Genomic DNA, 11,946 nt, shown 5'->3' with positions numbered 1-11,946 from the left:
CGGAACATCACAGAAACGTGATGTTCCTCTCAGGTTCCGCACAGATTCGGACGGCAACCGATCCCGGGTTCAACGCCGTCCCTTGCCATTGGAGTGCGCGCGGGCGAGTGGGGCCCGAGCGGCTTGCGATCCGGATAACGAGAACTGATGCAACTGACAGGTACGCCCTTCTTCATCCTCACGGTCGTCCTCGTGCCGGTGTCGATCGCGGTCGCGCTGTTCTTCTGGGGCAAGGTGCGCGGACCCGAACCGGTCAAGGTGCTCTCGCGGCTGGTCATGATCGTGTTCTGCCAGATCACGGCCGTGCTGACGGTCTTCGTGATGGTGAACAACGCGAACCTGATCTACGGCAGCTGGGACGACCTGCTCGGCACCGGCGACCACGTCCGCGCGGTGCCCGCCGTACCGAAGGACGACGCGGCCGGCGCGGCCAAGTCGGGCGGGGACGCCAAGCCCCCGGCGAAGGTGCTCCAGCAGTTCGGCGGCGTGAACGACCCGGCGGTGCCCGGCGACGTCAAGAAGACCGAGCTCAAGGGCCAGGTGTCCGGCGTCGACGGCGAGGTGCTGGTCTGGACGCCGCCGCAGTACGACGACCCGGCGTACAAGGACAAGAAGTTCCCGGTCGTCGAGCTGATCCCGGGCTACCCGGGCTCGTCCTCCACCTGGTACGGCACCCTCAAGGTGTCCGAGCAGCTCAAGCCGCTCATGCAGCAGGGCAAGGTCGCCCCGTTCATCCTGGTCTCGCCGCGCACCCTGCTCCTCGGCAACCACCAGGACGCCGGCTGCACCGACATCCCCGGCAAGGTCAACGCCGACGCGTGGGTCACCCGGGACGTGCCGCAGATGATCATGGACAACTTCCGGGCCGACCCCTCCCCCGATCGCTGGGCGATCGCCGGCTACTCGGCCGGCGCGCACTGCGCCGCCAAGCTCTCGCTCGCGCACCCGAACCGCTACCGGGCCGGCATCAGCCTCTCCGGCTACAACGACCCGGCCCAGGAGTCGGACTCGCTGGTCGGCAAGAACCCGCAGCTGCGCGAGGCCAACAACCCGGTCAACATCCTGAAGACCGCCCAGACCCCGCCGAAGGTCTCGCTCTTCATCAGCGGCGCCAAGGGCGACGGCTTCGAGGACGCCCAGGCACTGGCCGCCGCGGCCAAGGCCCCCACCACCATCCAGGTGCAGGAGACCACCGGCCCGCACACCACCGACCTGTGGAAGCGCATGGTGCCGAATGTCTTCGAGTGGCTGACCGGGATCATCCCCGCGCAGTAACGATCACCCGAACGACGAAGGGGCCCGCCGCGAACGTACGCGGCGGGCCCCTTCGTCATGTCGTCCCGGCGTCAGGCCAGTTCGAGGGCCAGGTAGAAGTCCACCCGGTCCTCCAGGCGCGAGAGGTCCCGGCCCGTCAGCTCCTCGATGCGGCCGATCCGGTAGCGCAGCGTGTTGACGTGGACGTGCAGCTGCCCGGCGCAGCGCGTCCAGGAGCCGTCCGAGCGCAGGAACGCCTCCAGGGTGCGCACGAGGTCCGCCTGGTGCTCGATGTCGTAGCCGATCACCTTGTCCAGCAGGCGGCTGCGGAACGCGCGGCGCACCTCGTCGGGGACGGCGGCCAGCAGGAGCACGTGCGAGGCGAGCTCCTCGGGGCCGGCCACGCACACCCGGCCGACCCGGGCGGCGGCGATCCGGCGGGCGTGCCGGGCCTCCTCCAGGGCGCCGCGCAGGCCGCCGGCCTCGGAGGCGGGGGCGGAGACGCCGAGGGTGATGCGGCCCTCGGAGCCGAGGCCGGCCTCCAGCGGGGCGAGCAGTTCGCGCAGCGTGTCGGCGGGCACGGCGGCCTCCAGCACGGGCATCACGACGACCGCGCCGGTGCCGGCCCCGGCGACCAGCGCGCGGTCGGTGGTGCCGCCGAGCGCCTCCTCCAGGACGGCCCGCACCATGCCCTCGGGCAGGCCGGTGCCGTCGGCGCTGAGCACCAGCCAGGAGCCCTCCGGGGCCTGCGGCTTGGGCTCGGCGTTCTCGTACCGGGCGGCCATCGCCGAGGAGGCGTACAGGGTGCGGCTGATCTCGGCCGGGTCGGCGTCGCGGCGCAGCCGGTCGAGCAGTTCGTCGGCCAGGCGGCGGCGCAGCCGGCGGCCCTCGTCGCGGCGCTGGCGCTCGGCGGCGACGAGGCGGGCGAGGTTCTCGGCGAGCTGCTGGCGCTTGGTGGTCCATTCGGTGACGTCGCCGGCCACGGCGAGCACCCAGTCGGCGAGCGGCGCCTCGTGCTCGGCGTCGGCGGTGGCCGGGGCGGGCAGCAGCGAGTACGCGCCGGTGGCGAGGCGGGCCCGGTGCGGGGGGCGGCGGCGCTGGCGCTGGGCGGCGAGGTGGGCGCGCACCAGCTGGTCGCGGTCCTCGGCGGACAGGCGGTCGGCGGGCCCGGCGATCACGGCGCCGGTCGGGGTGAGCACCCAGCAGTCGAGGTCGAGGTCGCCGCCGAGCAGGTCCAGGACGGCGTCCAGGCCGCCGCCGCCGGCCGCCGAGACGAGCAGCCGGTGGCGGTCGACGAGGGCGGCGAGGTCGGCGGCGCGGTCGGCGGAGACCTGCCGGCCGACGAACTCGGTGACCGTTCCGAAGGCGATGTCGTCGGGGACGGCGAGCAGGGGCATCCGGTGCCGGCGACAGGCGTCGACGAGGTCCTCGGGCACCGGGCCGACCTCGGCCTCGCCGGCCGCGAGGGCGACGGCGCCGCCGGCCGCGATGGTGCGCACGAAGCGCTCCGAGTCGGCCGGGCCGGTGCGCCAGAGCATGCCGGTGAGCACCAGCTCGCCGCCGTGCAGGTAGCGCCCGGGGTCGTGCAGGTCCGTGGTCATGACACCGCTGACCTGCCGGTCCAGCTCGTCCTCGGCCGCGAGCAGGCGCAGTCGCGGGGCGCCGGGGGCGAGCAGGTCACGGACACGCATCCGCAGACTCCTAACGGGCTGGATCGGTGGGGGTGAGGGGCCCGAACGCGCTGCCGGGGGTGACAGTGTGCCCGAACATCCGTGCTTGGCGTTACGTCCGTCCGGGACGGCGGGTCACGGGCCCGTAGCTCCCGAATCACGGCCGGATTACGGTCGTAGGTAGCGCCTGGTGATTAGCTGGACTGCGACGTTGTCCTCCTTAGAGGAACGTACAGGATGCCGGGCGGGACCACAGCCGGGGCTTCATGCCATCGGTGACTGCCAGTGGGCCCCGTCACAGCGGTTCACTGGCCACACGCCGCCGGACACAGCCCGGTGACCGGGATCCGACGCCGAGGCGACGACACGGTGGGCAGGTCCCGAACACCGGGTTCCGGGCACCCAGCCCACCCGTCCGGCCGGCGACGACTTGAGGAGACACCCGCATGGAGTTCCTTCGGCCCGCTACCTGGGACGAGGCACTCGCGGCGAAGGCTGAGTACCCGACCGCGCTGCCCATCTCGGGCGGTACGGACGTCATGGTCGAGATGAACTTCGACGTGCACCGGCCATCCGCGATTCTCGACCTGAACCGCATCACCGAGCTCACCGAATGGTCCAACGACGGCAACGTCGTGCAGCTCGGCGCCTCGGTCCCCTACGCCCGGATCATCGACGAGCTGTCCGGTCCGCTGCCCGGCCTCGCGCTGGCGGCCCACACCGTCGGCTCGCCGCAGATCCGCAACCGGGGCGGTGTCGGGGGCAACCTCGGCGGCGCCTCCCCGGCCGGTGACGCGCACCCCGCGCTGCTGGCGGCCGGGCGGGACGTGTTCGTCGAAGCGGCCTCCGTGCGCGGCACCCGGATGATCCCGATCGACGAGTTCTACGTCGGCGTGAAGCGCAACAGCCTGGCGGCCGACGAGCTGATCCGGGCCGTGCACATCCCGGTCGCCGACGGCCCCCAGCAGTTCTCGAAGATCGGCACCCGCAACGCGATGGTCATCGCGGTGTGCGCCTTCGGCTTCGCCCTGCACCCCAGGAACGGCACCGTCGGCACCGGCATCGGCTCGGCCGCCCCCACTCCGCGCCGCGCCGTCGAGGCCGAGGAGTACCTCCAGGGCGTCCTCGCCGAGCGCGGCCTCTGGGAGTCCGGCGGGCTGCTGGGCACCGAGGTGATCCAGCGCTTCGGCGAGCTGGTGAAGGCCGCGGCCTCCCCCATCGACGACGTCCGGGGCACCGCCGAGTACCGGCGCCACTCCCTGGCCGTGATGGCCCGCCGCACCCTCACCTGGTGTTGGAACGACTACAGCAAGCAGATCAGGAGCGCGGCATGAGGGTCACTTTCACCGCCAACGGCAAGCCGGTCGAGGCCGACGACGTGTGGGAGGGCGAGAGCCTCCTGTACGTGCTGCGCGAGCGGGTCGGCCTGCCCGGCTCCAAGAACGCCTGCGAGCAGGGCGAGTGCGGCTCCTGCACCGTCTACCTCGACGGCGTGCCGGTCTGCTCCTGCCTGGTCGCGGCCGGCCAGGTGCAGGACCGCGAGGTCCGCACGGTCGAGGGCCTGGCCGACGAGAACGGCGAGCTCGGCCTCGTCCAGCAGGCGTTCATCGACGCCGGCGCCGTCCAGTGCGGCTTCTGCACCCCCGGCCTGCTGGTGCAGACCGACGCCCTGTTGGAGCGCGACGAGCAGCCCAGCGACAACGACATCCGCGAGGCGCTGTCGGGCAACCTGTGCCGTTGCACCGGCTACGAGAAGATCATGGACGCGGTGCGGCTCGCCTCCGCCCGCAAGTGCGCCGGTAAGGGGACTGCGGAATGAGCACGCGCACGATCCAGGGGCAGAAGAACCTCCAGAACATCGACCAGGCGTCCAAGGACGGCATCGGCGGCTCGCCGCTGCGCCCGGACGGCAACCTGAAGGTCAAGGGCGAGTTCGCCTACTCGTCCGACATGTGGCACGAGGACATGCTGTGGGGTATGGCGCTGCGCTCGCCGCACCCCCGGGCCAACATCCTCGGCGTCGACATCTCCGAGGCGCTCAAGGTGCCCGGCGTGTACGCCGTCCTCACCCACCAGGACATCCCGGGCTCGAAGTTCTACGGCCTGGAGATCCAGGACCAGCCAGCCCTCGCGATCGACAAGGTCCGCTACCACGGCGAGGCGATCGCGCTGGTCGCGGCCGACCACCCGGAGACGGCCCGCCGCGCGGTGAAGAAGATCAAGGTCGAGTACGAGGTGCTCACCCCGATCGTCACCGAGGAGCAGTGCCTGGACCCGGAGACCCACGGCTACGTGCACGAGCCGCACGAGTTCAAGTCGCACGGCTACGGCAACATCTGCCACGAGCAGAAGCTGGTCTCCGGCCTCGGCGTCACCGACGAGGTCCGCGCGCTCGCGGACGTCATCGTCAGCGGCGACTACGAGGTCGGCATGCAGGACCAGGCCTTCCTCGGCCCGGAGTCCGGCCTCGCCGTGCCCGCCGAGGACGGCGGCATCGACCTGTACATCGCCACCCAGTGGCTGCACGTCGACCGCGAGCAGATGGCCCCGGTGCTGGACCTGCCCGAGGAGAAGGTCCGGCTCACCCTCGCCGGTGTCGGCGGCGCCTTCGGCGGCCGCGAGGACATCTCGATGCAGATCCACGCGTGCCTGCTGGCGCAGCACACCGGCAAGCCCGTCAAGATCGTCTACGCTCGCGACGAGTCCTTCTACGGCCACGTGCACCGCCACCCGGCGAAGATGCACTACGAGCACGGTGTCACCCGCGACGGCAAGCTCGTCTTCGCCGACTGCCGGATCGTGCTGGACGGCGGTGCCTACGCCTCCGCCTCCCCCGCCGTCGTCGGCAACGCGGCCTCGCTCGGCCACGGCCCGTACGTGATCCCGAACGTCAAGATGCACGCCATCGCGCTCTACAGCAACAACCCGTCCTGCGGGGCGATGCGCGGCTTCGGCGCGGTGCAGGCCGCGTTCGGCTACGAGACGCAGATGGACCGGATCGCCGCCGAACTGGGCATGGACCCGGTCGAGTTCCGCCAGCTCAACGCCATGGCCGAGGGCGACTTCATGCCCACCGGCCAGCAGATCGACTCGCCGGCCCCGGTGGCCGACCTGCTCCAGCGGGTCAAGGACATGCCGCTGCCCCCGCCGCTGGACACCGCCCACCTGGACGTGCGCCAGCTGCCCGGCGCGCTGTCCAACACCTCGCACGGCGAGGGCATCGTGCGCGGCGTCGGCTACTCCGTCGGCATCAAGAACGTCGGCTTCTCCGAGGGCTTCGACGACTACTCCACCGCCCGGGTGCGCCTGGAGGTGATCGGCGGCGAGCCGGTCGCCATGGTGCACACCGCGATGGCGGAGGTCGGCCAGGGCGGCGTCACCGTGCACGCCCAGATCGCCCGCACCGAGCTCGGCGTCGAGCTCGTCACCATCCACCCGGCCAACACCGAGGTGGGGTCGGCCGGTTCGACCTCCGCGTCGCGCCAGACCTACATGACCGGCGGCGCCGTCAAGCTCGCCGCCGAGGCGGTCAAGCGCGCGCTGATCGACAAGGGCCGCCGCCGCTACGGCTGGCTGCACGACGACATCACCCTCGTCGGCGGCAAGGTCGTCTCCGAGGGCGCGGGCCCGCTGGTCTCCATGGTCGACCTGCTCGGCGACGAGGCCATCGACCTCACCCGCGAGCACCACCACCGCCCGACCCAGGCGTTCGACAAGGAGACCGGACAGGGCTTCGGCCACGTCCAGTACACCTTCTGCGCCAACCGCGCGGTCGTCGACGTCGACGTCGAGCTCGGCCTGGTCAAGGTGGTCGAGCTGACCGCCGTCCAGGACGTCGGCAAGGCGCTCAACCCGCTCTCCGTGGTCGGCCAGATCCAGGGCGGCTGCACCCAGGCGCTCGGCCTCGCCGTCATGGAGGAGATCATCGTCCGGGACGGGAAGGTGCGCAACGCCTCCTTCACGGACTACCTGATCCCCACCATCCTCGACACCCCGCCGATCCCGGTCGAGATCCTCGAACTGCCCGACCCCAACGCCCCCTACGGGCTGCGCGGCGTCGGCGAGGCCCCGACCGTCTCGGCCACCCCGTCGATCGTGGCGGCCATCCGCAACGCCACCGGCCTCGCGCTCAAGCGGATCCCGGTCCGCCCCGAGCACCTGACCACCGAACAGCCCGGCTGACCCCGGCCGTTCACCGGACGTCCCCGGGGCGGCGACCGTCTTCCCCGCCGCCCCGGGGCAGCACCACCCGGCACCACCAGCACCAACCCCCACCTCGCAGTTGAGGCGACTCCCATGCACCACAAGCCGATACGCGAACGCACTGTCCCGCTGCCTCTCCCACGCCGGGGTTCTGCAGCGGTGCGCACCACCTACGCACCGCCGGCACAGCCACAGAGTGCGCCCAGTGAGTCGATTAGTCCCCCTGCGCCGGATTCGTTGCCTGGCAGTCAGGTCGGCTCGCCCACCCCAACCCCCTTTGAACCTTGGGAGTGGACATGACCCGGATCCCCACGGAACCCGGCACCACCGAAGACAGACCCGCCGAGGACGACACCCCCACGTCGGTCCCGGCAGCACGGCCGAACAGCGCGCTCGACGCGTACTTCAAGATCTCGGCCCGGGGATCGACGCTCGCCAACGAACTACGCGGTGGTCTCACCACCTTCATGGCGATGGCGTACATCATCCTGCTCAACCCGCTCATCCTGAGCGGCGCGGACGTCACCGGCGTGAAGCTCGACCACGCGGCGCTGACCACCGCGACGGCCCTCGCGGCCGCCGTCACCACGATCCTCATGGGCGTGGTCGGCAACGTGCCGCTGGCCCTCGCCGCCGGCCTCTCCGTCTCCGGCGCGGTCTCCGCCCTGGTCGTCCCGCACACCACGTGGCCGCAGGCCATGGGCCTGTGCGTGATCTACGGCCTGCTGATCGTCCTGCTGGTCGTCTCCGGCCTGCGCGAGAAGATCATGAACGGCATACCCCTGCCGCTCAAGCACGCGATCACCATCGGCATCGGCCTGTTCGTCACCATCATCGGCCTCTACAAGGCCGGCTTCGTGCACACCGGCGGCCCCACCCCGCTGTCGCTGGGCCCCTTCGGCGAGCTCTCCGGCTGGCCCGTCCTGATCTTCTGCCTCACCCTGCTGACGATCTTCGTGCTGATGGCGCGCAACGTGCGCGGCGCGATCCTGATCGGCATCGCCGGCGGCACCGTGGTCGCCATCGTCGTCAACAAGCTGGCCCACGTGCCGGCCAAGGCCTGGGCGAACTCCGTCCCGGTGTGGCCCGGCAGCCCGGTCGCCGCACCCGACTTCAGCCTCTTCGGCCACGTCGACCTCTTCGGCGCCTTCGGCGGCAAGGGCATGGGGGCGATCAGCGCCTCCGTCGCGGTCTTCACCCTCGTGCTCGCCGGCTTCTTCGACGCGATGGCCACCATCATCGGCGTCGGCACCGAAGCGGGCCTGGCCGACAAGCAGGGCCGCATGCCGGGCCTGTCCAAGGCCCTGTTCATCGACGGCGCCGGCGGCGCGGTCGGCGGCCTGGCCGGCGCCTCCGGCCAGACGGTCTTCGTCGAGTCCGCCACCGGCGTCGGCGACGGCGCCCGCACCGGACTCGCCTCCACCGTCACCGGCGGCCTGTTCGCCCTGATGCTGTTCTTCTCCCCGCTGGCCGGCATCGTCCCGGTCGAGGTCGCCTCCGCCGCGCTCGTCGTCATCGGCTCGATGATGCTCAGCCAGGCCCGGCACATCGACTGGTCCGACCGCGAGGTCGCCATCCCGGCCTTCCTCACCTGCGTCCTGATGCCGTTCACCTACAGCATCACCGCGGGCGTGGCCGCCGGTGTCATCTCGTACACGGTCATCAAGGCCGGCCAGGGCAAGTGGCGCGAGCCCGGCGTCCTGATGTGGATCCTCACCGGCGTGTTCGTCGTGTACTTCGCGCTCTCGCCGATCAAGTCCTGGCTGGGCGTGCACTAGCCGCGGCGCGCGGGCGGCCAACTGCGGCACGGTGACCGCTCGCACACCAACGCCGCCGTACGGGATCGTTTCCCGTACGGCGGCGCCCCCGCTACTGTCGAAACGTGTAAGGAGCCTCCCGACATGCAGGACATCGCCGACCAGCTGCAGGCCTGGCACGCGTCCGGGCGCTCCTTCGCCGTGGCCACCGTCGTCGGCGTCTCCGGCAGCGCGCCCCGCGACCCCGGCGCCGCCCTCGCCGTCGACGCGGACGGCGAGGCGATCGGCAGCGTCTCCGGCGGCTGCGTCGAGGGCGCCGTGTACGAGCTGTGCCAGAGCGCCATCGCGAGCGGCGAACCCGTCCTCGAACGCTTCGGCTACAGCGACGAGGACGCCTTCGCCGTCGGCCTGACCTGCGGCGGGATCCTCGACGTGTTCGTCCAGCCGGTCGTGCCCGGGGCCGACCCCGGCCTCGACGCCGGCATCGCCCACATCGCCGCCGGCACGCCCGTCGCGCTCGCCCGGATCATCGCCGGGCCCGGCGGACTCGTCGGCGCGACGCTCGCCGTCACCGCCGACGGCGCGACCGGGGCGCTGTCCCCGGCCCCCTCGACGGTCGGCGGGCTCCAGCGGGCCATCGTCGCCGAGGCCCGCGCCATGCTCGACGCCGGACGCACCGGCCGGATCGTCCTCGGCCTCGACGGCCGCCCCTGCGACGAGCACGACCAGGGCACCGTGACCTGCTTCGTCGAGTCCTACGTGCCCGCGCCGCGGATGATCGTCTTCGGCGCCATCGACTTCGCCGCCGCCGTCGTGCGGATCGGCCGCTTCCTCGGCTACCACGTCACCGTCTGCGACGCCCGGCCCGTCTTCGCCACCGCCCGGCGCTTCCCCGACGCCGACGAGGTCGTCGTCGACTGGCCCCACCGCTACCTCGACTCCCAGCTCGACCGGATCGACGGGCGCACCGTGCTCTGCGTCCTCACCCACGACGCCAAGTTCGACATCCCCCTGCTGGAGCGCGCCCTGCGGCTGCCCGTCGGCTACGTCGGCGCGATGGGCTCCCGCCGCACCCACCGCGACCGCAACGCCCGGCTGCGCGAGGTCGGCCTCACCGACGCCGAGATCGCCCGGCTGCGCTCCCCCATCGGCCTCGACCTCGGCGCCCGCACCCCCGAGGAGACCGCCGTCTCGGTCGCCGCCGAGATCATCGCCCACCGGCGCGGCGGCAGCTGCCTCCCGCTCAGCGCCGGCAGCGGGCCGATCCACCACGACGTGGCGGCGGCGGAGCCCGCGGACAGCCAGGCACCGCGCACGCACGCCGCCTGACGGGCGGGGGCGGCTCGCCGGCCGACGCCGACGGGCGCCGGCTGACGGACCGGCTCAGCGCACGACGCGGTAGGCCTCGAAGACCTGCGGCGGGTCGGCCGGGATGCCGACGTCCTGGAGGATCGGCCGCAGCACCTCGGCGAAGCGGTCGAACGCCTCGCGGCTCTCCCACACGTCGGTGACGTGCCAGCCGGTCGCCGTCGGACCGGCCACGTGCGACACGATGCCCGCGACGGGCAGGTCGGACGGCAGGTTGAAGCCGGTGGTGCTGCCGGTCAGGGCCTTGATCACCCCGTCGTACTGGGCCTGGGTCACACCGGGGATGTCGAAGGTCACAACGATCGCCATAGCGGGCTCCTTCTCGGCTGGGCAGTGGCCCAACCAGTGCAGCCCGCCACGCCCGCCGCGGCCACCCACCGGCCGCCACGCGGGTGACGTTGCGGCCCCTGGTGGCCGGCGCGAGGCTGGAGTTGCGGACTCACCCCGAGCCCGGGCAAGGAGCACCTGCCATGCGCGTCCTGCTGGACATCGAAATCGACACCGCGACCACGAACAAGCTGATCGCCGACGGCACGGTCGGCGAGAGGTTCGAACGGATCATGGCCGCCCTCAAACCCGAAGCGGCCTACTTCTTCAACCGCAACGGCCACCGCGCCCAGATCATCGTGGTCGACGTCCCGGACGAGGCCGCCCTGCCGTCCATCTGCGAACCGTTCTGGCTGGAGTTCAACGCGACCGTGCAGACCCACATCTGCATGAACCCCGACGACCTGCGCGAGGGGCTGTCGCGGCTGGGGCGCTAGCGGCCGGCGGCCGGCCCGGTCCGCTCAGTCGGACAGCGCGAGCTTCAGCCCGAACCCCACCACCACCGTGCCCGTCACCCGGTCCATCAGCCGGCGCGCCGACGGACGGCGCAGCCAGCCGCGCACCACCTGCGCGAAGCCCACCAGGACCGCCGACCACAGCCCGCCCTCCACGACGTGGACGCAGGTCAGAGCCACCCCGGCGGCGAAGTGCGGCGCCCCCGACGGGATGAACTGCGGCAGCACGGCGACGTAGAAGACCCCGACCTTCGGGTTCAGCAGGTTGGTCAGCGCACCCCGCCGCCACCCGTACCGGAACCCGCCCCGCGCCGGCGCCTCCTCCTCCGCGGCCTGCACGCCGCGGCTGCGCAGCATCCCGACGCCCATCCACACCAGGTACGCGGCCCCGCCCCAGCGCAGCACCTCGTACGCCACCTGCGAGGCGGTCAGCAGCGCCGTGACCCCGGCCGACGTGAGCGTCCCCCAGACCAGCGTCCCCGTCTGGATGCCGAGCACGACCCCCCACGCCTGCCGCCGCCCCGCCAGCGCGGACGTCCGCAGCACGAGCGCGGTGTCCAGTCCGGGCGTGAGCGTCAACAACCCCACGACGAGGGCGAAGGACCACAGGGCAGTCGTCATCTCCATGGGCCGCCATGGTACGGACGAACCACGACGGCTTGCGCGGGTACCCCCTGCACACATGGCAGACCAGCACACCGCCGCCGGCACCGCCGACCTCGCCGCCCGATCGCAGCGCACCTGGGACGAACCCTTCTTCACTGCCGTCCATCGCCCGGTCGGGACTGCGACTACAGACGACGTCTGGGCCGACAAAGCCGTGGCGTATGCGCGCGCCAGGAAAGAGCGCGAACGGACACGGGAATCGAGCAGGACGTAAACCGTCCGTCACCCGCGATCCTCCGCCGTACT

General features: G+C 72.0%; 10 protein-coding genes. 7 read left to right on the top strand and 3 right to left on the bottom strand.

Features of this window, described 5'->3' with window-relative positions:
• Positions 1–147: 147 nt before the first annotated feature.
• On the top strand, positions 148–1,275 hold the full coding sequence (locus ACFVSN_RS10880) for an alpha/beta hydrolase (RefSeq protein ID WP_380437857.1): 1,128 nt from the start codon (positions 148–150) through the stop codon (positions 1,273–1,275).
• Positions 1,276–1,346: 71 nt separating this feature from the next.
• On the opposite strand, the gene ACFVSN_RS10875 is transcribed toward ACFVSN_RS10880, so the two are convergent.
• Positions 1,347–2,945: a PucR family transcriptional regulator gene (locus ACFVSN_RS10875; RefSeq protein ID WP_380437855.1), complete on the bottom strand. Its 1,599-nt coding sequence runs from the start codon at positions 2,943–2,945 to the stop codon at positions 1,347–1,349.
• A gap of 425 nt (positions 2,946–3,370) precedes the next feature.
• Between ACFVSN_RS10875 and ACFVSN_RS10870 the strand changes: the two genes are divergently transcribed.
• From ACFVSN_RS10870 to ACFVSN_RS10850, 5 genes are all read left to right on the top strand, one after another.
• The gene (locus tag ACFVSN_RS10870) at positions 3,371–4,258 is read left to right on the top strand and encodes an FAD binding domain-containing protein (RefSeq protein WP_387954572.1); all 888 of its coding nucleotides are present in this window, start codon (positions 3,371–3,373) and stop codon (positions 4,256–4,258) included.
• Positions 4,255–4,743: a (2Fe-2S)-binding protein gene (locus ACFVSN_RS10865; protein WP_380437851.1), complete on the top strand. Its 489-nt coding sequence runs from the start codon at positions 4,255–4,257 to the stop codon at positions 4,741–4,743. Before ACFVSN_RS10870 ends, ACFVSN_RS10865 begins: the two co-directional genes overlap by 4 nt.
• On the top strand, positions 4,740–7,106 hold the full coding sequence (pucD, locus tag ACFVSN_RS10860; RefSeq protein ID WP_380437849.1) for a xanthine dehydrogenase subunit D: 2,367 nt from the start codon (positions 4,740–4,742) through the stop codon (positions 7,104–7,106). The genes ACFVSN_RS10865 and pucD overlap by 4 nt, the downstream gene beginning before the upstream one ends.
• 317 nt (positions 7,107–7,423) lie before the next feature.
• Positions 7,424–8,905 carry an NCS2 family permease gene (locus ACFVSN_RS10855; protein WP_380437847.1) on the top strand — a complete coding sequence of 494 codons (1,482 nt, stop codon included), beginning with the start codon at positions 7,424–7,426 and terminating at the stop codon, positions 8,903–8,905.
• Between the two features lie 123 nt (positions 8,906–9,028).
• Positions 9,029–10,213, top strand: a complete 1,185-nt coding sequence (locus ACFVSN_RS10850; RefSeq protein ID WP_380489449.1) for an XdhC family protein — start codon at positions 9,029–9,031, stop codon at positions 10,211–10,213.
• Positions 10,214–10,267: 54 nt separating this feature from the next.
• On the opposite strand, the gene ACFVSN_RS10845 is transcribed toward ACFVSN_RS10850, so the two are convergent.
• Positions 10,268–10,561 carry a hypothetical protein gene (locus tag ACFVSN_RS10845; RefSeq protein WP_380437843.1) on the bottom strand — a complete coding sequence of 98 codons (294 nt, stop codon included), beginning with the start codon at positions 10,559–10,561 and terminating at the stop codon, positions 10,268–10,270.
• A gap of 161 nt (positions 10,562–10,722) precedes the next feature.
• On the opposite strand from ACFVSN_RS10845, the gene ACFVSN_RS10840 reads away from it, so the two are divergent.
• On the top strand, positions 10,723–11,016 hold the full coding sequence (locus tag ACFVSN_RS10840; protein WP_380437841.1) for a hypothetical protein: 294 nt from the start codon (positions 10,723–10,725) through the stop codon (positions 11,014–11,016).
• A 24-nt stretch (positions 11,017–11,040) separates the two neighbouring features.
• On the opposite strand, the gene ACFVSN_RS10835 is transcribed toward ACFVSN_RS10840, so the two are convergent.
• A complete protein-coding gene (locus tag ACFVSN_RS10835) occupies positions 11,041–11,661 on the bottom strand; it encodes a LysE family translocator (protein WP_380437839.1) in 621 nt (206 codons plus the stop codon).
• Positions 11,662–11,946 lie beyond the last annotated feature (285 nt).

It is taken from the genome of Kitasatospora sp. NPDC057904 (assembly GCF_042887925.1).
Taxonomy (GTDB): domain Bacteria; phylum Actinomycetota; class Actinomycetes; order Streptomycetales; family Streptomycetaceae; genus Kitasatospora.
The sequence above is the reverse complement of the archived record's forward strand: the minus strand, read 5'-3'. Positions and strand labels throughout refer to the sequence as shown.

Bases quoted from the DNA above. Each gene is read 5' to 3' on its own strand.
- ACFVSN_RS10880 (WP_380437857.1), top strand. From the start codon at position 148: ATGCAACTGACAGGTACGCCCTTCTTCATCCTCACGGTCGTCCTCGTG.
- ACFVSN_RS10875 (WP_380437855.1), bottom strand. From the start codon at position 2,945: ATGCGTGTCCGTGACCTGCTCGCCCCCGGCGCCCCGCGACTGCGCCTG.
- ACFVSN_RS10870 (WP_387954572.1), top strand. From the start codon at position 3,371: ATGGAGTTCCTTCGGCCCGCTACCTGGGACGAGGCACTCGCGGCGAAG.
- ACFVSN_RS10865 (WP_380437851.1), top strand. From the start codon at position 4,255: ATGAGGGTCACTTTCACCGCCAACGGCAAGCCGGTCGAGGCCGACGAC.
- pucD (WP_380437849.1), top strand. From the start codon at position 4,740: ATGAGCACGCGCACGATCCAGGGGCAGAAGAACCTCCAGAACATCGAC.
- ACFVSN_RS10855 (WP_380437847.1), top strand. From the start codon at position 7,424: ATGACCCGGATCCCCACGGAACCCGGCACCACCGAAGACAGACCCGCC.
- ACFVSN_RS10850 (WP_380489449.1), top strand. From the start codon at position 9,029: ATGCAGGACATCGCCGACCAGCTGCAGGCCTGGCACGCGTCCGGGCGC.
- ACFVSN_RS10845 (WP_380437843.1), bottom strand. From the start codon at position 10,561: ATGGCGATCGTTGTGACCTTCGACATCCCCGGTGTGACCCAGGCCCAG.
- ACFVSN_RS10840 (WP_380437841.1), top strand. From the start codon at position 10,723: ATGCGCGTCCTGCTGGACATCGAAATCGACACCGCGACCACGAACAAG.
- ACFVSN_RS10835 (WP_380437839.1), bottom strand. From the start codon at position 11,661: ATGGAGATGACGACTGCCCTGTGGTCCTTCGCCCTCGTCGTGGGGTTG.